This is a genomic window from Buchnera aphidicola (Aphis helianthi) (assembly GCF_005083845.1).
Lineage (GTDB): Bacteria > Pseudomonadota > Gammaproteobacteria > Enterobacterales > Enterobacteriaceae > Buchnera > Buchnera aphidicola_AW.
Window position 1 is genome coordinate 612623 of record NZ_CP034894.1, and the last position, 21589, is coordinate 634211.

20 protein-coding genes and 4 tRNA genes are annotated in these 21589 nt (G+C 24.0%); 10 read left to right on the top strand and 14 right to left on the bottom strand.

Annotated elements, in window-relative coordinates:
• Window positions 1-82: 82 nt before the first annotated feature.
• Complete coding sequence (locus D9V62_RS03000) at window positions 83-826, top strand: class I SAM-dependent methyltransferase (RefSeq protein ID WP_158340311.1); 744 nt, start codon at window positions 83-85, stop codon at window positions 824-826.
• A 57-nt stretch (window positions 827-883) separates the two neighbouring features.
• On the opposite strand, the gene D9V62_RS03005 is transcribed toward D9V62_RS03000, so the two are convergent.
• The 3 genes from D9V62_RS03005 to dapF all read right to left on the bottom strand — a co-directional run bounded on the left by D9V62_RS03005 (window position 884) and on the right by dapF (window position 4500).
• Window positions 884-2338, bottom strand: a complete 1455-nt coding sequence (locus tag D9V62_RS03005) for an inorganic phosphate transporter (protein WP_158340312.1) — start codon at window positions 2336-2338, stop codon at window positions 884-886.
• Window positions 2339-2440: 102 nt separating this feature from the next.
• The gene (locus tag D9V62_RS03010) at window positions 2441-3616 is read right to left on the bottom strand and encodes an MFS transporter (RefSeq protein WP_158340350.1); all 1176 of its coding nucleotides are present in this window, start codon (window positions 3614-3616) and stop codon (window positions 2441-2443) included.
• 59 nt (window positions 3617-3675) lie between these two features.
• On the bottom strand, window positions 3676-4500 hold the full coding sequence (gene dapF / locus D9V62_RS03015; protein ID WP_187312802.1) for a diaminopimelate epimerase: 825 nt from the start codon (window positions 4498-4500) through the stop codon (window positions 3676-3678).
• Between the two features lie 142 nt (window positions 4501-4642).
• Between dapF and cyaY the strand changes: the two genes are divergently transcribed.
• The 4 genes from cyaY to D9V62_RS03035 all read left to right on the top strand — a co-directional run bounded on the left by cyaY (window position 4643) and on the right by D9V62_RS03035 (window position 6798).
• Entirely contained in the window at window positions 4643-4990 is a 348-nt protein-coding gene (gene cyaY, locus D9V62_RS03020; protein ID WP_158340314.1) for an iron donor protein CyaY, read from the top strand.
• 117 nt (window positions 4991-5107) lie between these two features.
• A complete protein-coding gene (hemC, locus tag D9V62_RS03025; RefSeq protein WP_158340315.1) occupies window positions 5108-6034 on the top strand; it encodes a hydroxymethylbilane synthase in 927 nt (308 codons plus the stop codon).
• A gap of 15 nt (window positions 6035-6049) precedes the next feature.
• Window positions 6050-6361 (top strand): uroporphyrinogen-III synthase, encoded by a 312-nt coding sequence (locus tag D9V62_RS03030; protein ID WP_158340316.1) that lies wholly within the window; start codon window positions 6050-6052, stop codon window positions 6359-6361.
• Between the two features lie 41 nt (window positions 6362-6402).
• Window positions 6403-6798 carry a uroporphyrinogen-III synthase gene (locus D9V62_RS03035; RefSeq protein ID WP_261979525.1) on the top strand — a complete coding sequence of 132 codons (396 nt, stop codon included), beginning with the start codon at window positions 6403-6405 and terminating at the stop codon, window positions 6796-6798.
• Window positions 6799-6806: 8 nt separating this feature from the next.
• On the opposite strand, the gene D9V62_RS03040 is transcribed toward D9V62_RS03035, so the two are convergent.
• The 9 genes from D9V62_RS03040 to D9V62_RS03080 form a co-directional block, all read right to left on the bottom strand.
• Window positions 6807-6880, bottom strand: a tRNA-Pro gene (locus D9V62_RS03040).
• Between the two features lie 11 nt (window positions 6881-6891).
• Window positions 6892-6967 (bottom strand) — tRNA-His (locus tag D9V62_RS03045).
• 30 nt (window positions 6968-6997) lie between these two features.
• Window positions 6998-7071 (bottom strand) — tRNA-Arg (locus D9V62_RS03050).
• Window positions 7072-7212: 141 nt separating this feature from the next.
• Window positions 7213-8472 carry a transcription termination factor Rho gene (rho, locus tag D9V62_RS03055; protein ID WP_158340318.1) on the bottom strand — a complete coding sequence of 420 codons (1260 nt, stop codon included), beginning with the start codon at window positions 8470-8472 and terminating at the stop codon, window positions 7213-7215.
• A gap of 116 nt (window positions 8473-8588) precedes the next feature.
• A complete protein-coding gene (gene trxA / locus D9V62_RS03060) occupies window positions 8589-8915 on the bottom strand; it encodes a thioredoxin TrxA (RefSeq protein WP_158340319.1) in 327 nt (108 codons plus the stop codon).
• 131 nt (window positions 8916-9046) lie between these two features.
• The gene (gene rep / locus D9V62_RS03065) at window positions 9047-11062 is read right to left on the bottom strand and encodes a DNA helicase Rep (RefSeq protein WP_158340320.1); all 2016 of its coding nucleotides are present in this window, start codon (window positions 11060-11062) and stop codon (window positions 9047-9049) included.
• 75 nt (window positions 11063-11137) lie between these two features.
• Window positions 11138-12610 carry a ketol-acid reductoisomerase gene (gene ilvC / locus D9V62_RS03070; protein WP_158340321.1) on the bottom strand — a complete coding sequence of 491 codons (1473 nt, stop codon included), beginning with the start codon at window positions 12608-12610 and terminating at the stop codon, window positions 11138-11140.
• A gap of 42 nt (window positions 12611-12652) precedes the next feature.
• A complete protein-coding gene (gene ilvD / locus D9V62_RS03075; protein WP_158340322.1) occupies window positions 12653-14506 on the bottom strand; it encodes a dihydroxy-acid dehydratase in 1854 nt (617 codons plus the stop codon).
• A gap of 141 nt (window positions 14507-14647) precedes the next feature.
• Window positions 14648-14723: transfer RNA gene (locus D9V62_RS03080), tRNA-Trp, on the bottom strand.
• A 165-nt stretch (window positions 14724-14888) separates the two neighbouring features.
• On the opposite strand from D9V62_RS03080, the gene D9V62_RS03085 reads away from it, so the two are divergent.
• The 5 genes from D9V62_RS03085 (at window position 14889) to fdx (ending at window position 19316) form a co-directional block, all read left to right on the top strand.
• Entirely contained in the window at window positions 14889-16103 is a 1215-nt protein-coding gene (locus D9V62_RS03085) for an IscS subfamily cysteine desulfurase (protein ID WP_158340323.1), read from the top strand.
• Between the two features lie 32 nt (window positions 16104-16135).
• On the top strand, window positions 16136-16522 hold the full coding sequence (gene iscU / locus D9V62_RS03090) for a Fe-S cluster assembly scaffold IscU (RefSeq protein WP_158340324.1): 387 nt from the start codon (window positions 16136-16138) through the stop codon (window positions 16520-16522).
• A gap of 93 nt (window positions 16523-16615) precedes the next feature.
• Entirely contained in the window at window positions 16616-17113 is a 498-nt protein-coding gene (gene hscB / locus D9V62_RS03095; RefSeq protein ID WP_158340325.1) for a Fe-S protein assembly co-chaperone HscB, read from the top strand.
• A 41-nt stretch (window positions 17114-17154) separates the two neighbouring features.
• On the top strand, window positions 17155-18981 hold the full coding sequence (hscA, locus tag D9V62_RS03100) for a Fe-S protein assembly chaperone HscA (RefSeq protein WP_158340326.1): 1827 nt from the start codon (window positions 17155-17157) through the stop codon (window positions 18979-18981).
• Window positions 18981-19316: an ISC system 2Fe-2S type ferredoxin gene (gene fdx / locus D9V62_RS03105; protein ID WP_158340327.1), complete on the top strand. Its 336-nt coding sequence runs from the start codon at window positions 18981-18983 to the stop codon at window positions 19314-19316. Before hscA ends, fdx begins: the two co-directional genes overlap by 1 nt.
• A 10-nt stretch (window positions 19317-19326) precedes the next feature.
• Here the strand turns inward: fdx and der are convergent, their stop codons facing one another.
• Window positions 19327-20676 carry a ribosome biogenesis GTPase Der gene (gene der, locus D9V62_RS03110; protein WP_158340328.1) on the bottom strand — a complete coding sequence of 450 codons (1350 nt, stop codon included), beginning with the start codon at window positions 20674-20676 and terminating at the stop codon, window positions 19327-19329.
• A 51-nt stretch (window positions 20677-20727) separates the two neighbouring features.
• The gene (locus D9V62_RS03115; protein ID WP_158340329.1) at window positions 20728-21333 is read right to left on the bottom strand and encodes a YfgM family protein; all 606 of its coding nucleotides are present in this window, start codon (window positions 21331-21333) and stop codon (window positions 20728-20730) included.
• Window positions 21334-21589 lie beyond the last annotated feature (256 nt).

Here is a 21589-nt window from a genome sequence, read left to right on the forward strand (position 1 = left end):
AAAAATAAAATGCTCTTATTTCGTATATTTTAAATCTATTTTTAGAAAAGTCAATTATTAATAACAAAAAAATACAAATATTATGAATATATATTTAATTACAAGAAATATTAATACAAGAATACAGAAAATAATTAATGATTATAATATAAAACATGATGAAAATGCTTCTTTAGCATTAATAATAAATAATAATACATTAGAATTATATAATCGTCTAGAATCTCGGAAAAAAATTATTAAAGTTGATTTTTTATCTAATCAAAATAATTATAGATGTTCAAATTTTAAAAAAAAAAATGAAGCTCTTTATAAAGCATTAGGAATTAAAAAAAATTATTTTCCCTATGTTGTAGATGCTACAGCTGGATTTGGTAAAGACGCATTTTTAATTTCTTTTTGGGGTTGCTATGTAGTTATGATTGAACGTCATCCAATAATTGCTGCCTTATTGAAAGATGGTTTACAAAGAGCATATGAAAATAAAAATATTGGAAATTGGTTAAAAAAAAGATTACATTTAATGTTTTCCGATAGTTGTAAAATTCTTAATACATCAATGTTAAAACCAGATATTATTTATTTGGATCCAATGTATCCTACAAATAAAAAAAAAGCATTGCCTAAAAAAAATATACAATTTTTACGAAATATTATTCAAAATAATGATAATTGTGAAAATTTATTAAATGTTTCTAGAAAATTTGCAAAAAAAAGAATTATTGTTAAAAGACCTTCTTATGCAAAACCTTTATCTAATGAAAAAGTTGAATTTTCAATAAATAATAAAAATAATCGTTTTGATATATATTTACCCTTTAAATAAAATAGGAGTACGATTAATTTAATCTGTACTCCTATTAAAAAATTAATATTAATATTTTTATATTAAAAATAATGCTATCCAATATAAGAAACTAGAAAGTAAAATTGAAACAGGTAAAGTTAATATCCAGGCAAGAATAATATTTTTTATAGTACTTTTTTGAATTTGATCACCATCAGCTAACATTGAGCCTGCTACTGACGATGATAGAATATGTGTTGTAGAAACAGGAATACCTGTATAACTAGCTATCCCAATAGAAACAGAAGCAGTTATTTGTGCTGACATAGCTTGTGCATATGTCATTCTTTTTTTTCCTATTTTTTCACCAATAGTTACAACTATACGTTTCCAACCAAACATTGTACCTATAGACAAAGCAAGAGCAATAATCAATATTATCCAAATTGGTGCATATTCAACAGTTATAAGTATGTTTTTTTTAATCTTATATAAAAAAATCTTTTCATTATTTGAAATATTCGAATTAGTTATTTGATCAATATTTTCAGAAATATAAAGTAAAAAATGACGTAATTGAAATCTCTGTTGTATATTTAATATATTATAATCATAAACATGATTTAATAAATTTTGAGTATCTTTAATATTTTTTATTATATTAATATAATTAAAATATAATTTATTGTTTTTATATTTTTTTTTAATTATTTGAAAATAGTCGTTTGAATAATATTTATCTAAATCATTAATTGCATTTTTTGTATAAATAATTTCTTTTTTCGAAGCATTTAAATTGACTAAAAAATTTACTGGTGCAATACTGACCAATACAAGCATAATTAATCCAATTCCCTTTTGACCATCATTTGCTCCATGAGCATAACTTACTCCAATAGACGACAAAATCAATGCTATTTTTATTGAAATAGGTGGGTTTTTTTTTCCATCATTTTGTTTGCGTTCTAATGGAGTCATATGAATTTTATTAAATTTTTTATATTTATTTGAAATATATCTTAATAAAAATATTAAACTTCCAGAAATAATTAATCCTATGATAGGAGATAAAACTAAAGATACGAAAATATTTAAAATTTTAGGAATATTTAATGCATTAACTAAAGATGATCCTGTAGTAAGTGCATTAGTTAAACCAATTCCTATAATTGCTCCAATAAGAGAATGAGAACTAGATGCAGGTAAACAAAAATACCAGGTAGATAAATTCCATAAAATAGCAGCAAGTAAAATAGAAAAAACCATTGCAAGTGCTTGCTTTGAACTTCCATTTAATAAAAGATCATTTGGCAGTAAATGAATAATAGCATACGCTACTGTTAAACCCCCAAATAAAACACCTAAAAAATTAAATATACCAGACATGATTACAGCAAGATTAGAAGACATTGCTCTAGTATAAATTAAAGTTGAAACAGCATTAGCTGTATCATGAAAACCATTAATAGCTTCATAACATAAAACAAAAAACAAAGCCAAAAAAATAAATAAACTATGATTCAAGTCAGAATAAGAAAATAAATATAGCATAATATTTTAGCCATTTTGATGAATTGAACTAAGCTTATTATCCTTGAGAAACTATCTTTTAGGAAAGTAAAATATAATAAATTTTTATAAAAAATATTTTATCTAATTAAGTTTTTTTAACTTTAGAGATAAAAATATTCCACAAATTAAAACAATTATCATAAATATTGAAATTCCTAACCATTTTGAATAAAACCAAAAATAACCACTGAATGTTCCAAATATACTTGAACCTAAATAATAAAAAAATAAATATAAAGAAGTAGCTTGAACTTTAGCAAATTTAGCATATGCGCTAACCCAACTACTAGCAATTGAATGGGAAGCAAAAAATCCTCCTGAAAAAATGATTAGTCCTAAAATAATAGTTGTAATTTGATTAAATTGTGTAATTAACAAACCTACAATCATTAATAATAGTGATATTACTAATATTTTTCCCTTGTTATATTTATTAATTAAAATCCCAGCTTTAGGAGAACTATAAACTCCCGTTAAATAAATAATAGATAATAAACCTATACTTGATGGGGTAAATAAAAATGGTTTTAATATTAATCGATATCCAATATAATTAAAAATAGTAACAAAACTTCCCATTAATAAAAAACCTAACATAAAAAGATTAAATAATATTGGATTTTTTAAATGTGAATAAAAATTACTTAAAAATTTTTTATAATTAATAGAAATTGGATAAAAGTTTTTTGAAGATGGTAAAAAATATAAAAAAAGAAAAGATGATATTAAAGAAAAAACACCAATAATAAATAATGAAACATTCCAAGAAAAATATTCAGCTATCATACTACTTAAAATCCTACCAGAACATCCACCTATAGTATTTCCGCTAATATATAGTCCAATACATAATGATAGTGAATTAGAATGTACTTCTTCAACTATATATGTAATAGTAATTGCAACAACTCCACTTAAAGATAATCCTATTAAAGCACGAATAAAAATTATCATATTCCAATGATCTATAGTAGAACAAATAATTGTTAAAACTGATGCTATTAATAAAGATATAGACATAATTAGTTTTCGGCCAATTATATCTGATAAAACTCCAGTAAACAATGCACCGATAGCCATCATTGCAGTTGTAGCTGATAAAGACAAACTACTTTCTGTGGCAGTTAAACAAAATTGTTTAGAAAATATTGGTAAAATTGCTTGAACGCAATATAAAATCGAAAAACTAGAAAATCCTCCTAAGAAAAGAGATAAAACAATTTGATTAAATTTTTTTGTATTTTTTTTAATATACATTTTCTGTTTAGTAATATTTTTATTGTTCAAAACTCTAAAAAACTCCTATAATTTCAATTTTATATATATATAAAACCTTCGTAAATATAGTTCGCTGGTCCTATCATGTATAGAGATTTTCCAAAACCTTTCCATTTAATTGATAAATTTCCACCTAATAATTCAACTTTAACATTATTAGCAAGAAGATTTTTTGCAATACCTATTGCAACGGCAGCACATGCGCCGCTTCCACAGGATTGAGTTTCTCCTTCATTACGTTCATAAACTCTTAATTTAATATGATTTTTATTTAAAATTTGCATAAATCCTATATTTATTCCACAAGGAAAAATAGATTTTTTTTCTATTATTTTACTAATATTTTTTACAGGTGCATGCTTGATAGATTCCACTTGAATAACACAGTGAGGATTACCAATAGAAACTAAACTACATAATAAATTATTATTAATAATTTTTACTGAAAAATTATGATTTTTTAAATATTCTAAACTTTTTATTGAACTTAATTGAAAATCAGGTTCATTCATATTTACTTCAATTATATCTTGAGAAATAAAATTAATAATTATATTTTTTTTATTAGTACTAAGATGAATTTGCTTTTTATTAGTTAAACCTTTTAATACAAGAAATAATCCAACACATCGAGCACCATTTCCACATTGTTCTACTTCATTTCCATTTGAATTAAAAATACGATAATGAAAATCATATTTAGAATTATATGATTTTTCAATTAACAATAATTGATCGAATCCTATTCCAGTATTTCGATTTGATAATTCTTTTATTTTTAATGAAGGTAGAACAAAATCTTGTGTAATTGATTCAATAACCATAAAATCATTGCCTAAACCATGCATTTTAGAAAAATTGATTTTATTTTTTTTATAAGCATTTAAATACATTAGAATTCCAATATTTGTTAGTTTTTTATAGAAAATTTTTTAAAAATTAAATAATATTATATAAATCTTATTTTTTTTTAAAAATTAATTAAATAAATTTTAGGAAGCGTTAATGAAAACTAAAATAATTTCTAATCAAATAAACAATTATTATAAATTAATAGATGAATTATTTTTTAAGATTGAAGATAATTTAAATTTATATATTAATAAAATTGATTTTGATTATGAAATACAAAATTATGTAATGACTATTACCTTTTCAAATAAAAGTTTGATTATAATTAATAAACAAGAATTTTTGCAACAAGTTTGGTTGGCTACAAAATTAAATGCATATCATTTTAGCTATAATATAGATAAGTGGATTTGTAATCGAAGTAATAAAAATTTTTGGAAAATATTTCAAAAATCTTTTTCCATACAATCTAATACAAATATAACATTTTATAATATTTAAAATATTTTTAATAGATTGTATAAATATCATTTTTATATTTTCACTAATTACATAATTTTATTATGAGTACATAGTAATTTCTATATAAAACATTTTTATTTTAATATGAACAGTAATATGCAAAAAAAAATATTAAGAATTGCTACTAGAAAAAGTCCTTTAGCTTTAGAACAGACTAAATACGTTGAAAAAAAAATATTATCTTTATATCCAAATGTCAATATACAATTAGTACCTATAGTTACACATGGAGATAATATTTTAAATAAATCGCTTTCTAAAATTGGAGGAAAGGGACTTTTTATAAAAGAATTAGAATTTGCTCTTCTTGATAATCGAGCAGATATTGCAATACATTCAATGAAAGATTTACCTGTTCATATTACTAAAGAATTGTGTTTAGCTAGTATTTGTAAAAGAGGAAATCCATTAGATTCATTAGTTTCTAATTATTATAAATCTATCAATCAACTACCTAAAGGAGCAATAGTTGGAACATCGAGTTTAAGAAGGCAATGTCAATTAATAACTTATCGCCCTGATTTAGTAGTTTCTCCTTTAAGAGGTAATATCGAAACAAGAATAGCAAAATTAGATCAAGGTAAATATGATGCAATAATTTTAGCAACTGAAGGACTAAATAGATTAAATTTAAAAAATCGGATTTCTCAAATTATACCAGCCGAATTATCACTTCCTTCATGTGGTCAAGGAGCAATTGGAATACAATCTAGATTACATGACAAAAAAATGCTATTTTTTTTATCACGTTTAAATCATTTTAATACTTATATTGAAATTAATGCAGAACGTGCATTTTGTAAAAATTTGGAAGCTGGATGTCAAATTCCAATTGGAAGTTATGCAATTCTTAAAAAAAATAAAATTTGGCTTAGAGGATTAATTGGCTCTCCTGATGGTAGTATTATATTAAAAGGAGAACGAATAGGATGGTATAATACTGCAGAAGAAATGGCGTTTTCTTTAGCTAATGAATTACTTGAAAATGGTGCACGTAAAATTCTTGATGACATTTATGCTTAATATAATTAAATTAAAATGAAAATATTAGTAATGAGACCTTCTCCTGAAGGTGAAAAATTAGCAAAGATACTAAATTATATAGGAATTTCATCTTGGCATTTTTCTTTATTTAATTTTTTACCTAGTACAAGTCCAATTAGTTTATCAAAAAAAATTTATGAACTATATACATCAGATGTTATCCTTATTTTTTCTAAAAAATCTATCTATTATACAAATTTATACTTAATTAACAATAACTTAAATTGGCCTATTAGTCCAGATTATTATGCTATTGGTAAAGGTACTGCTCTTTTTCTTAAAAAATATATTAAAAAAAAATTTTAGTACCAGAGAACAAAGAAAATAGTGAAGCTCTATTAGAACTAATATATAAAAAAGATCTTAATAAATCTAAAATAATTTTGTTAAAGGGAGAAAATGGTAGAAAATTAGTAGAAACAAGTTTAATAAAAAATAATTATAATATATCTATTATTGAATGCTATAAAAAAGTTTTTAAAATAATAAATAATCATGTAGAAATAAAAAAGTGGCGTTCTTATAAAATTAATACATTAGTAGTAACTAGTGGTGAACTTTTGAAAAGATTAAACGAAATAGTTGACATTTCAAATAAACAAGAATGGTTATTTAAATGCAAAATATTTGTTGTAGGAAATCGTTTAAGTAGAATAGCCCAAAAAATAGGATGGAGGGATATTATTATATCGAATTATGCTAATAACAAAAATTTATTAAATATTATTAAAAAATATAATTAAGTTCTATTTCGGCGAAAGAGGATTTGAACCTCTGACCTACTGGTCCCAAACCAGTTGCGCTACCAAGCTGCGCTATTCGCCGTTTTTAAATTTTGGGGTGGCTAATGGGACTTGAACCCATGACCACTGGAATCACAATCCAGCACTCTACCAACTGAGCTATAGCCACCAAATAAAAATATAATTATTTTATATTAAATGCGCTCGACAGGATTTGAACCTGATACCCCTATCTTCGGAAGATAGTGCTCTATCCAAATGAGCTACGAGCGCATTTATAAAATATAAATTAAATTTTATGACTAATCATTGTTATTGTCCAGCTTTTTTTGTAAAAATTTCAAGATTAAAAAATTATTTTTTTTAAATTAAATTATATTGATTTATAATTTATAATTATTAAATAAAAAATATTTAAGAACGTTTCATCATATCAAAAAATTCGTCATTAGTTTTAGTCATAGATAATTTATTTAACAAAAATTCCATTGCATCTATTTCACTCATAGGGTGAATAATTTTTCTTAATATCCACATTTTTTGAAGTTCATCTGGTAAGGTTAATAACTCTTCTTTTCTTGTTCCAGATCTGTTGTAATCAATCGCTGGAAAAACACGTTTTTCTGCTATTTTTCTAGATAATGGTAATTCCATATTTCCTGTACCTTTAAATTCTTCATAAATTACTTCATCCATTTTTGAACCAGTATCAACTAATGCAGTTGCAATAATTGTTAAACTACCACCTTCTTCTACATTACGAGCAGCTCCAAAAAATCGTTTAGGTCGATGTAGTGCATTTGCATCAACTCCTCCTGTTAATACCTTACCTGAAGCTGGAACAACAGTATTATAAGCACGTGCCAAACGTGTAATAGAATCAAGTAATATAATAACATCTTTTCTGTGTTCGACTAATCGTTTTGCTTTTTCAATTACCATTTCTGCTACTTGTACATGTCTTGATGCTGGTTCGTCGAAAGTAGAAGCAACAACTTCCCCTTTAACTAATCTTTGCATTTCAGTAACTTCTTCTGGTCTTTCGTCAATTAATAAAACCATTAAAACACAATCTGGATGATTATAAGCTATACTTTGTGCAATATTCTGTAATAATATAGTTTTTCCTGCTTTTGGAGGTGCTACAATTAAACCTCTTTGACCTCTTCCTATAGGTGAAGCTAAATCTAATACTCTTGCAGTTAAATCTTCTGTTGAACCATTTCCTCTTTCCATTCTTAGACGAGAATTAGCGTGTAAGGGTGTTAAATTTTCAAATAAAATTTTACTTCTTGCATTTTCAGGTTTATCATAATTAACTTCATTAACTTTTAATAAAGCAAAATATCTTTCACCTTCTTTAGGTGGTCTTATTTTTCCAGAGATAGTATCACCAGTTCTTAAGTTAAACCTACGAATTTGACTAGGTGATACATATATATCATCAGGACCAGCTAAATAAGAGCTATCAGCAGAACGAAGAAATCCAAATCCATCTTGTAATATCTCTAAAACTCCGTCTCCAAATATATCTTCTCCACTTTTTGCATGTTGTTTAAGGATGGCAAAAATAATATCTTGTTTACGCATACGCGCTAAATTTTCCAACCCCATTTTTTCACCAAGAATAATTAATTCGGAAACTGGCATATTTTTAAGTGCGGTAAGATTCATAATGGTGGGTTCTTAGTAAAATCGGGGTAAATCTTGAAATGATAATTTTGACATAATGTATATTTTTATTAAAAAATTTTTATAAAATTTAATTATTAAATTAAAAATTAGTAAATTTATTTAATATTCTCATCTAAAAATGTTTGGAGTTGTAATTTAGAAATCGCTCCAATTTTAGTTGCGAGAACCTGACTATTATGAAATAATAATAATGCAGGAATACCTCGAATAGAATACATAGGTGCTGTTTTTGGACTTTTTTCGATATTCAGTTTTCCAATTTGAATTTTATTAACATATTCATTTGCTATTTCTTCTAAAATAGGTGCTAACATTTTACATGGATTACACCATTCAGCCCAAAAGTCAACTAATATAAAACCTGTTTTTTTTAATACTTTTTCTTCAAAGTTTTGATCAGTCAATTCAATGATATTATTCATTTTTTATTTACTCCATAAAAAAATTTAAAAACTTTAATTTTTTATAAATGTTATTTATAATATTATCATTTTTAAAAATTGATTTAAACTAAAATTATAGAATTTTTGTGTTTTAATATATTCTAAAAAAATTATTTTTTTATTTTTATTATTTGTTTTAGATCATTTATTTTTTTTATATTATATTGTATATTATTTGCAGAATTAGTTAAAAGAATATTTTGATCCCAATGTAAATCTTCTTTAGGCAATTCATATAAAAATCTACTCGGTACTGTATATAATTTTTGACCATATTTTATTCTTGTTTGACAGTATGTTAAAAATAGTTGTTTTTTTGCCCGAGTCATTCCTACATAAGCTAATCTACGTTCTTCTTCTATGTTATTTTCAGTAATGCTTTTGATATTTGGTAAAATACCTTCACTCATACCAATAATAAAAACAGAAGAAAATTCTAATCCTTTAGATGAATGTAATGTCATTAATTGTACTTGATTAGCATCTTTAGGTTTTTTTGTATTGTTAATTATATCACGAAGTGTCATTTTTGTAATAATTTCTAGTAAATTCATAGGTTTTTCAAAATTATTTCCTTTTAATAAACTTTTTATCCAATTAGATAACATATAAATATTATTCACACTGTTTTTTATCTTATCAGATTCTTTTAAATTTTTAGACAACCATGATTCATATTGAATATCATTAATAATTACATCTAAAATACAAGAGGGTTTAGAAAAAGATAACAAAGTGATTTCATTAATCCAAGTAATAAATTTTGTTATTTTATTGACTGTTGAAACTCTTAAAATTTTTTTTATTTCTGGATCACTACTAATTTGAAAAAAACTTGTATTTTTTTTAATAGCAAGTTCTTCTATTTTATTAAGTGTAGTGATTCCTATGCGACGACATGGAGTATTTAATACTCTTATAAATGCATAATTATCATTATGATTAATAATTAATCGTAGATAACTTAATAAATCTTTAATTTCAGGACGTGAAAAAAATGATGAATTATTAGAAATGTTATAAGGAATATTTCGTTTTAAAAAAATTTTTTCAAGAATTTGAGATTGATAATTACCTCGATATAATATAGCGTAATCTTTATATTGTATTTTACCTTTAGTACATTGACAAATTATTTTTTGTGCTATTTTTTCTGCTTCACTTTCTTCATTTTTAGCAATTATAATTTTAATTTTATTTCCATATTTTAATTTAGAAAATAATTTTTTTTTAAAATAGTTTGGATTACATGAAATCAGTTTATTTGCAACATTTAGTATTCTTCCATAAGAACGATAATTTTGTTCCATTTTAATAATTTTTAAATTAGGAAAATCTTTTTGTAACAAAAAAATATTTTGAGTTGTAGCACCTCTCCATGAATATATTGATTGGTCATCATCTCCTACTAAAGTAAAATTAGAATTTTTATTAGTTAGCGTTTTTATTAATTCGTATTGACTAGTACTAGTATCTTGATATTCATCGATCAATAAATATGTAATTTTTTTTTGCCAACGATTTTTTATAATTTGATTTTTTTTAAATAATAATGTGGGTATGCAAATCAAATCATCAAAATCTAATGTATTTGATTCACGTAAATAAATAGTATATTTTTTATAAAAATATGCAAAATCTTTTTCTTCATTAGATTTAACTAATAATTGTACATCTTCAGGTGTATAAAATTTATTTTTCCAATAAGAAATCATAAAAATTAAATGTTTTAATAATTTTGTATCATTTTTAATTTTTTTATTAGTAATTTTTTTTAATAATGCAATTTGATCTTTTTCATCGAATAAAGAAAAATTAGAATTTAATTCTAAAAAATCAATTTCTTTTTTAATAATTTTTAATCCAAATGAATGAAACGTTGAAATAATCATTTGTTGTATTTGAAATATACTTAAATATTCTAAAAGACGTAGTTTTATTTCATGAGCAGCTTTATTGGTAAAAGTTAAAGCAATAATATTATTAGGTTGATATTGACAATATTTGATTAAATAAATAATTTTATTAATAATTACTTTTGTTTTTCCTGAACCAGCCCCTGCTAGTATTAAACAGGGACCATTAACAAATTCTACAGCATTTTTTTGAATGTAATTAAGAGGCATAATAAATAATCAAATAGTAATTAAATTAATTGAATAAAGGTTTTTTTAAATTTTTTTAAACAGATTAAATATATATTATTGAGCTACTGAAATGGTTTTCATTTCTTTCATATAGTTTCTTAACTTGTACCCAATAATTTCAATTGGATGATTTCTTATTTTTTCGTTAATTTTATATAATTCAATATTATCTATTGGTGTTTTAGGTAATGATAATCCTAAATCATATTTATCAAGATTCATTATAAAATTTTTTAAAATAGGATAAGCCGAATCAGAAAAAAGATAACTACCATATTCAGCTGTATCTGAAATAACCATATTCATTTCATATAATTTTTTTCTTGCAATTGTATTAGCAATTAATGGTAATTCATGTAAAGACTCATAATAAGCTGATTCACTTTTAATACCTGATTTTAACATCGTTTCAAAAGCTAATTCAATTCCTGATTTTAATATTGCAACCATTAATGTGCCATGATCATAATATTCTTGTTCACATATTTTTTTTAAATAAATAGGAGATTTTTCAAAAGATTTTTCTTTTATATTGCTACGCCAGTTTAATAATTTTATGTCATTATTATCCCAATCTTTTATCATTTCATTAGAAAATTCACCTGAAATAATATCGTCCATATGCTTCTGAAATAATGGTGTTAACATTATTTTTAATTTTTCAGATAATTTAAAAGCTCTTATTTTAGATTGATTTGAAAGTCGGTCCATCATTAATGTAATACCTCCATGTTTTAATGATTCAGTTATCGTTTCCCATCCATATTGTATTAATTTTCCAGAATAGCTAGGATCATTTTGATCTTTAATTAATTTTTCATAACATATTAATGATGCTGTTTGTAACATTCCACATAAAATTGTTTGTTCTCCCATTAAATCAGATTTGACTTCTGCTATAAATGAAGATTCTAAAACTCCAGCACGATGACCGCCTATTGAAAATGCCCATGCTTTAGCAATATCTAAACCATTTTTTTTTGGATCATTATCAGAATGAACAGCAATCAATGTTGGTACTCCAAAACCTCGGTTAAATTCTTCTCTAACTTCTGTGCCTGGACATTTTGGTGCAACCATAATAACTGTTATATCTTTTCTTATTTTTTCAGCACATTCTACAATATTAAAACCATGTGAATATCCTAAACATGAATAAGGTTTCATTAATTTTTGAACTTCTTGAATTACATTTTTATGTTGTTTATCAGGTGTTAAATTAATAACTAAATCAGCGTATGGAATTAAATTTTCGTAACTATTTACTTTAAAGTTATGATTTTTAGCATTACACCAAGATTTATTTTTTTTTAAAATACTTGTCTTTTTAAGTGCAAAAGCAATATCTAATCCAGAATCCCTCATATTTAAACCTTGGTTTAAACCTTGTGATCCGCATCCTATAATAACAATTTTTTTATTTTTTAAAATATTATTTTCATTATTAAATTCTTTTCTTTTCATAAAACGACATTTTTTAATTTCTTTAATTTTTTGACGAAAACATAGTTTATTAAAATAGTTCATGTTAGTATTTCCAACTATAAAATTAATTTATTATTAAATATTTTAAAGATTGAATAATTTGTTTTTATCTCTTATTGCACCAGTATCTGAACTAGTTGCACAAGAAGCATAAAATTTTAATGCTAAAGAAATTTTTCTTTTCCGATTTAACGGTTTAAAAGCTTTTTTGCCTTTTAATTTTTCTTTTATCATTCGATTTTTCAGTTCTTGTTCAGTAACATTTAAATGAATTTTCTTTTGGTGAATATTAATTTGAATATTATCTCCATTTTGAACTAATGCTATAATTCCTTGATTTGCAGCTTCAGGTGAAACATGTCCTATTGATAATCCTGATGTACCTCCAGAAAATCGACCATCAGTAATTAATGCACATTCTTTATCTAAGTTCATAGATTTTAAATATGTTGTAGGATATAACATTTCTTGCATTCCAGGTCCTCCCTTCGGACCTTCGTATCGAATTACTATAACATCGCCAGGGATAATTTTTCCTTCTAATATTGATTTAACTGCTTCTTCTTGACTTTCGTATACCTTTGCTATTCCAGAAAAAATATAATTTTCTTTATTTATACTAGCAGTCTTTATTATACAGCCATTTTTCGCTAAATTTCCATATAAAACAGATAAACCACCTTCTTTACTATAAGCATTGTCACAAGATCGAATACATCCTGTACTTCTGTTTTTATCTAATTTATTCCATCTAAAATTTTGAGAAAACGGTTTTACTGTTCGAACACCTCCAGGTCCTGCATGAAACATTTTTATTATATTGCTTTTTTTAGTACATAAGATATCATAATCGTTTAATGTTTTTTCTAAAGTTAATCCTAATATATTTATAGTTTTATTATTTAATAAATTATAACGATTTAGTTCTCCTAATATACCCATCACACCACCGGCTCGGTGTACATCTTCTACATGATATAATTTTGTACTTGGAGCAACTTTACAAATATGTGGAGTTTTTTTTGAAAGATAATCAATGTTAGACATCTTAAAATTAATATCTCCTTCATTTGCAGCAGCTAATAAATGCAATATAGTGTTTGTAGATCCACCCATTGCAATATCTAACGTCATTGCATTTTTAAAAGATTCTTTATTTGCAATATTTCTAGGTAAAAATTGTTCGTTATTATTTTCATAATATTTTTTTGTGATTTTTACTATTGTTTTAGCTGCTTGTTTAAATAATCTTTTTCGGTCAACATGAGTAGCTAGTAATGTTCCATTTCCTGGCAAGGCTAAACCAATTGCTTCCATTAAGCAATTCATAGAATTAGCAGTAAACATACCTGAACAAGATCCACAGGTAGGACATGACGATAATTCTATATTTTTAATAAATTCATCTGAATTTTTAGTATTTCCTCCATGAATAATTGAATCAACTAAATCAATTTTTTCTATTTTTTGTTTTATTTTTATTTTTCCTGCTTCCATTGGCCCCCCTGAAATAAAAACAGAAGGTATATTTAAACGCATTGCAGCCATAAACATTGCAGGTGTAATTTTATCGCAATTCGAAACACATATCATTGCATCTACACAATGAGCGTTAATTACATACTCTATAGAATCTGCAATTAGTTCACGAGAGGGAAGGGAATATAACATTCCCGAATGTCCCATGGCAATTCCATCATCTATTGCAATAGTATTAAATTCTTTAGGAACACCACCTGATTTAAATATTTCTTTTGAAATTATTTTACCTACTTCTTGTAAATGAATATGACCTGGTACAAATTGAGAAAATGAATTAACTATTGCAATAATTGGTTTTTTAAAATCTTCATCTGTCATGCCTGTAGCACGCCATAAAGATCTAGCTCCAGACATATTTCTTCCTTGAGTGGTTGTAAAAGAACGATATTTAGGCATGTTTTAGATTACCTCATAAAATATTATTTTTTAAGATAATTTTTGAAATATATATATTTTATATATTAAAATATAAGAATAATATTTTATACAATTAATTGATTTTAAAGGAAATTATTTTATAATCTGATGAGTGAAATTTGGCAGGGGTGGAAGGATTCGAACCTACAACTTTCGGTTTTGGAGACCGATGCTCTACCAATTGAACTACACCCCTTAATGATGTTTAAATCTTTAAAAAAAATAATTATATTCTTAATTAATAAAAAAGTCTAGTTTGTATTTTATAAAAATTCTATCTTAAAAGTATATTTATTTTTAGATCTAAATTTTTGTTAAAATGATAGAATATTAATTTTATTATAGAAAGGTAAGTAATTCTATGAAAACTCCAATTTATTTAGATTATGCAGCTACTACTCCAGTAGATTTTCAAGTTGCTAAAAAAATGATGAATTATCTAACAATAGATGGAATATTTGGAAATCCAGCTTCTCGGTCGCATAAATTCGGTTGGGAAGCAGAAGAAATAGTTGATATTGCTCGAAATCAAATATCTGATTTAATTGGAGCGGATTCACGTGAAATCATATTTACTTCTGGTGCAACCGAATCAAATAATTTAGCTATTAAGGGTATTGCTTTATTTCATAAAAAAAAAGGGAATCATATTATTACAAGTAAAACTGAACATAAATCAGTATTAGATGCTTGTAGATATTTAGAAAGTCAAGGTTTTTCTATAACTTATTTAACTCCTAAAAATAATGGAATTATTGATTTAAACGATTTAAAAAAACACATAAAGAAAAATACTATACTTGTTTCTATAATGCATGTAAATAATGAAACTGGAATTATACAAGACATTAATAGTATTTCTGAAATTTGTAAATCTCGTGATATTTTTTTTCATGTAGATGCTACTCAAAGCATAGGTAAGATAGATATTAATATAAAGAATTCATTTGTAGATTTAATGTCTTTTTCAGCGCATAAATTATATGGACCAAAGGGTATTGGAGGGTTATATATTCGTCGTAAACCTCGTGTTCGTTTATTAGCATCTTTACATGGTGGGGGGCATGAAAGAGGTATGAGAGCTGGAACTTTACCGGTACATCAAATTGTTGGAATGGGAGAAGCATTTGAATTAGCACGAAAAAAAATAAAAGATGATTTTATTCATTTAAATAATTTAAGAAATGATTTATGGAATGGAATTAAAAACATTGAAGAAGTATATTTGAATAGTGATTTAAAACAGGGAGCACCTCATATTTTAAATGTTAGTTTTAATTATGTTGAAGGTGAATCATTAATTATGTCACTTAAAGATTTAGCAATTTCTTCGGGTTCAGCATGTACTTCATCTAGTTTAGAACCTTCTTATGTATTAAGAGCATTAGGAATAAAAGATGAATTAGCACATAGTTCTATTCGTTTTTCTATTGGTAGATTTACAACAAAAGAAGAAATTCAACATACAATCAAATTAGTTCATAAATCTATTTTTAAACTTCGGGAACTGTCACCATTATGGGAAATGTTTAAATCAGGAGTTGATTTAAATAGTATAGAATGGGATCATAGTTAAAGCAATAAAATCTAAATAAAAAGGTTGTTAAAATGGCATATAGTAAAAAAGTTATGGATCATTATGAAAATCCTCGTAACGTTGGTTCATTTTCTAATTTAGATATTAATGTTGGTAGTGGATTAGTTGGAGCACCTGCTTGTGGTGATGTAATGAAATTACAAATCAAAGTTAATTCAAAAGGTATTATTGAAGATGCTTGTTTTAAAACATATGGTTGCGGTTCTGCAATCGCTTCTAGTTCACTCGTAACAGAATGGATAAAAGGAAAATCAATTAAAGAAGCAGAATCCATTAAAAATACAAGTATTGTAGAAGAATTAGAATTGCCTCCAGTAAAAATTCATTGTTCTATTTTAGCAGAAGATGCTATTAAAGCTGCTATTGCAGATTATAAAAATAAAAAAAATAGAGAATAATATTTCTTCTTTAATAATTTAATGTTGAAATATTTTCTTTTCAACATTAAATTTTGATTAAATATTTTTCAAACAGTGTAATTTAGGTGATTTATGGATTATTTTACATTATTTATGTTGCCCAAAAAATTTAGAATAAATAAAGAATTATTAAATAATAATTTTTATAAATTACAATTACAATTTCATCCTGATTTATTTATAAACGATTGTGAATCTAAAAAAAAATGGATTCTAGAAAAATCTATCAATATCAATAAGGGATATAAAACTTTAAAAAGTTCATTGAATCGATCTATATACTTATTGTTATTACATGGTATTGAAATAAATCAAAAAAAACTATTATCTGACAATCAATTTTCTTTAAAAAAATATTTTTTTTTATATGAAGAATTAGAAAGTTTAAAAATAAATAATAATTACAATATAATTCATCTTAACGATTTTTCTAAGAAAATAGAAAATGAAATAGAAAATTGCAAAAATATAATTGATTGTGAATTTAATAATAAAAATTGGAATCAAATTATTAATACAATATCTCAACTGTTGTTTTTAAAAAAAATTAAAAAAAACTTAAAAACATAACAATTTTTTACTTAAATTAAATAAATTAGGATGTTTTTAATATGATTTTTTTAAAAGAAAAATTTAATAAAAAATTAGTTTTAGGTATAGATTTTGGTACTACTTATTCTCTTGTATCTACGATAAAAGAAAATCGCGCTATACTATTACATGATGATAAAAAACGTTATTTATTACCATCTATTGTACATTATACAAAAAATAATGTTTTAGTTGGTTGGGAAGCTGAAAATAAAATACTGCAAGATCCAACTAATACAATTTGTTCAGTAAAACGTTTAATTGGTCGTTCTATTGATTTTATTAAAAAAGAATTTCCAATTTTGCCTTATATTATTGAATCAAGTAAAACTCAAGATATTTTGTTTTATACTAAATCAGGAAAAATTTCTTCTATTGAAGTTGTTAGTGAAATATTAAAAAATTTAAAAAAAAGAGCTTATTTTTTATATAATATTAATATGGATGCAACAGTTATAACTGTACCAGCATATTTTAATAATATTCAACGATCTTTAATAAAAAAAGCTTCTATTATTTCAGGAATTAATTTAATTAGATTATTGAATGAACCTACATCTGCTGCTATAGCATATGGTTTAGAGATAAATAAACAGGGTATTATTGTTGTATATGATCTTGGAGGTGGTACTTTTGATGTTTCTATATTAAAATTAAATAAAGGATTATTTGAAGTATTAGCTACAAGTGGTGATTCTAATTTAGGTGGTGATGATTTTGATGTTCTTTTAGCAAATTATATTTATAAAAAAGCAAACTTATCATATCATAAATACAATGATTCCTTTCAATCGTTATTATTATCAGTCGCAAAAGAAACAAAAATAAAATTAACCTATTATGAAATAGTAGAAGTTAATATTTTGAATTGGAAAGGAGTTATTACTCGAAATGAATTTAATAAAATTATTACACATTTAGTTAAAAAAACTTTATTAATTTGTATGAAAATTTTACAGGAGATAGATTTAAAAATAGAAAATATTAAAGAAATTATTATGGTAGGTGGATCAACTCGAGTACCATTGGTATATCAAGAAGTGAAAAATTTTTTTTCAATTAATCCTTTGATTTCAATTAATCCAGATCAAGTAGTTGCAATTGGAGCTGCATTACAATGTAATATGCTTATTCAAAATACTATTAAAAATAGAACAATATTACTCGATGTCATACCACTTTCATTAGGAATTGAAGTAATGGGTGGTTTTGTTGAAAAAATTATTCCGCGTAATAGTCATATACCTATTTCAAAAACAAAAGAATTTACAACTTCAAGAGATAATCAAACAGGTATTGTTATCCATGTACTACAAGGTGAAAGAGAACTTGTAAAACATTGTATTTCACTTTCTCGTTTTGTTTTAAAAGACATTCCGCCTAAAAAAGCAGGGATAGTTCGGATTTTAGTTACATTTCAAATTGATACTGATGGCTTAATTAGTGTTAAAGCATTTGAAAAGAATAGTAATAAAGAAAAAATCATTCAAATTGATAATTCTTTGTTAGAATATCAAAATATTTCTAAACTTGTGAATGATAATAATAATGATGTTAAAAATGATTATTATTTTAGAGTTAAGGAAGAAAAAAAAATTGAATCTAAAAATATTTTAAATTTATTAAATAATGCTTTAAAACAAGATTCACATTTAGTTAGTATAAAAGAATTAAAGAAAATTAGATTAAATCAAATAGAATTAGAAAAATCAATTAACGAAGATGATTTTTATTCTATTAAATTAAATTTAAAAAAATTAGATGAAGTAACTAAAAATTTTTTTTCATTGCGTTTAAAAAATTCAATTAAAAATTCTTTAAATTATAAGATAGATGAGATTAAATAATGCCTAAAATTGTTTTTTTACCTCATAAATTTATTTTACCAAAAGGTGCTGTTTGTAAATGTCAAAAGGGTGAAACTATTCTAAATGTTGCATTGCTTAATAATATTAAATTAGAACATGCATGTGAAAAATCATGTGCATGTAGTACTTGTCATTGTATTATACGAAAAGGTTTTTTTTCTCTTTCAGGATGGTCTGAAAAAGAAGAAGATGTATTAGATAAAGCATGGGGGCTTGAATCTACTAGTCGATTAAGTTGTCAAGCAATTATTGGAGATGTCGATATAGAAGTAGAAATTCCTTTATATAATGCAAACCATGTTTCTGAGAATTAACTTATTATATTTAAATATATGGATTTATTGTTTCTTTAAATTTAATTGTAATTGGTACTCCGTTTATTTGAAGAGCTTGATAAAAAAAATTTTTTAAATATTTTTTGTACGTTAATGATAAATATCTTGTTTGATTTCCATGTATAATAATTCGAATTGGATAAGAGCTTCCTAAATGTACATATTTTAATTTTATTCGACGTCCATTTATAATTGGAGGTTGATGTTTTTTTACTGCTTCTTGCATAATTTGCATAAGTTTTGAGGTGTTTATTTGTTTTTTATCAGATTGGTTAAAATTATTAACGAATTTAAATATTTCAAATATTCCTTCACTATTCAGTGCTGATACAAAATGTATTTTAAAAACAAAAGAGTTTTTTAACTGATATTTGATTAGTTTTTTAAATTTATTTTTTTCTGAAAAACTTAATAAATCCCATTTATTAATTATTACAATTAGCGGTTTTCCGCATTTTTCAATAATATTTATTAATAATAAATTTTGGTTACATATTTCATTTTGTTCGTTCTTTGCATCTATAATTAATAATGTTATGTCTGTCTTATTAACGGTTTCTAAAGTTTTAATTACAGATATTTGTTCTATTTTATTTTTTTTTCTTTGCTTTTTTGATATTCCTGCAGTATCAATTAAAATGTAATTTTTATTATTATATTGAATAGGTACAGATATAGTATCTAATGTTGTACCGGGTATATTAGAAGTAATAATTCTATTTTGCATTACAAGTGCGTTAATTAATGTTGATTTTCCGACATTGGGTTTACCTATACATGCAATTTTCATTGATTTTTTTTCTATTTCTAATTTTTTTGGTATTATATTTTTTTTAAATTTTAATTGCATCCAAGGAATTAGGTATTTATTAATAAAATAATTAATTCCTTGGTTATGACTTGCAGAAATTTTTATGATTTTTTTTATTCCTAAGGAATAAAAATCGTTTATTTTTTCATCTTCTTTTATTCCATCTATTTTATTAATCACTAAAAATGTTTCTTTTTGATATTTTCTAATTTTTTTTAAAATTTCATATTCTTGTGGTAAAATTCCTTCTCGAGCATTAACCATAAATAAGATTAAATCAGCTTCTTGAATTGCGATTAATGTTTGTTTATAAGCTTGTGTTTTTATTATTTTTGATTCGAAATCAAAACCTGAAGTATCTGTTAAAATAAATTTTTTATTTTTTTCTAAATAACAAAAATCATAGTTCCTATCTCGCGTAAGACCTGAGATATTCGAAACTAGTGCATTTCTTTTTTTAGTCAATATATTAAATAAAGTAGATTTTCCTACATTAGTACGACCAATTAAAACAATAATAGGTAACATTTCAGTTTAAACTCTTTTATTTTAAATATAAAAAGATATATTTTTTGGTTTTTAATTTGTTTGTATTTCGTTTATTTTCATATTAATAATTTCTTTTGATGTTTTAGAGTCTTCAAAATGTTTGCTTTTTTTCCATGCATTTATAGCCTCTTTTGTATTTTTATTTTTTATAAAAATATCTCCTTTTATATTTTCTACAATATTTTTCCAAGAATCATCTTTAATTTCTTGGATAATTTCTATTGCATCTTTTTCTTTATTTTGTTCTATTTTTATTTTTGCCATTCTTATTCTTAAAATATTTTTTAAATTTTCTTCTTTTGTATATTCTAAGCTAGTTTTTAATTGTATGAATGCTTTTTCTAAATTATTTTTTAAAATATATTGTTTTGCTAATGATAAAGAAATTAAAGTTCCGTAAATATTTTTATTGTCTATTATAAATTTTTCTATGTTAATAAAATTTAAATTCTTTTTTGCATTTATCTCTTTTATAATTTCTTCATATTTCGGTTTATTTAAACTTTTTATTGTATTTTTTGGTTTTATTACAAAAAATAATATAATAAAAATAAAAACTAAGAAAAATATTATTAAAAAAACCTTTTTTTTAGAGACACTTAGTTTTTTAATTTTATGATTTTGCATTAAATGCATTTTATTATCCTTCTATGTTAAACGCAGAAAAAGTTTTTATTAAATAAACATTATAAGTTTAATCTTTTTTAAAATAAAAAGATATTTTTAAAATTTTTCTATAATGAATGCAATACTAATTGTTTAAAAATATTTTTTTTTTGTATTTTTTTAGAAATAAATCAATTTTTATAAAGTTATTCTCATAAAAAACACTAATTGTACACAGTTAATTAATACAAGAAGTTCTTTTATTATCAATGCTACAGATAACTTA

Bases quoted from the DNA above. Each gene is read 5' to 3' on its own strand.
- D9V62_RS03000 (WP_158340311.1), top strand. From the start codon at position 83: ATGAATATATATTTAATTACAAGAAATATTAATACAAGAATACAGAAA.
- D9V62_RS03005 (WP_158340312.1), bottom strand. From the start codon at position 2,338: ATGCTATATTTATTTTCTTATTCTGACTTGAATCATAGTTTATTTATT.
- D9V62_RS03010 (WP_158340350.1), bottom strand. From the start codon at position 3,616: ATGTATATTAAAAAAAATACAAAAAAATTTAATCAAATTGTTTTATCT.
- cyaY (WP_158340314.1), top strand. From the start codon at position 4,643: ATGAAAACTAAAATAATTTCTAATCAAATAAACAATTATTATAAATTA.
- hemC (WP_158340315.1), top strand. From the start codon at position 5,108: ATGCAAAAAAAAATATTAAGAATTGCTACTAGAAAAAGTCCTTTAGCT.
- D9V62_RS03030 (WP_158340316.1), top strand. From the start codon at position 6,050: ATGAAAATATTAGTAATGAGACCTTCTCCTGAAGGTGAAAAATTAGCA.
- rho (WP_158340318.1), bottom strand. From the start codon at position 8,472: ATGAATCTTACCGCACTTAAAAATATGCCAGTTTCCGAATTAATTATT.
- trxA (WP_158340319.1), bottom strand. From the start codon at position 8,915: ATGAATAATATCATTGAATTGACTGATCAAAACTTTGAAGAAAAAGTA.
- rep (WP_158340320.1), bottom strand. From the start codon at position 11,062: ATGCCTCTTAATTACATTCAAAAAAATGCTGTAGAATTTGTTAATGGT.
- ilvC (WP_158340321.1), bottom strand. From the start codon at position 12,610: ATGAACTATTTTAATAAACTATGTTTTCGTCAAAAAATTAAAGAAATT.
- ilvD (WP_158340322.1), bottom strand. From the start codon at position 14,506: ATGCCTAAATATCGTTCTTTTACAACCACTCAAGGAAGAAATATGTCT.
- D9V62_RS03085 (WP_158340323.1), top strand. From the start codon at position 14,889: ATGAAAACTCCAATTTATTTAGATTATGCAGCTACTACTCCAGTAGAT.
- iscU (WP_158340324.1), top strand. From the start codon at position 16,136: ATGGCATATAGTAAAAAAGTTATGGATCATTATGAAAATCCTCGTAAC.
- hscB (WP_158340325.1), top strand. From the start codon at position 16,616: ATGGATTATTTTACATTATTTATGTTGCCCAAAAAATTTAGAATAAAT.
- hscA (WP_158340326.1), top strand. From the start codon at position 17,155: ATGATTTTTTTAAAAGAAAAATTTAATAAAAAATTAGTTTTAGGTATA.
- fdx (WP_158340327.1), top strand. From the start codon at position 18,981: ATGCCTAAAATTGTTTTTTTACCTCATAAATTTATTTTACCAAAAGGT.
- der (WP_158340328.1), bottom strand. From the start codon at position 20,676: ATGTTACCTATTATTGTTTTAATTGGTCGTACTAATGTAGGAAAATCT.
- D9V62_RS03115 (WP_158340329.1), bottom strand. From the start codon at position 21,333: ATGCATTTAATGCAAAATCATAAAATTAAAAAACTAAGTGTCTCTAAA.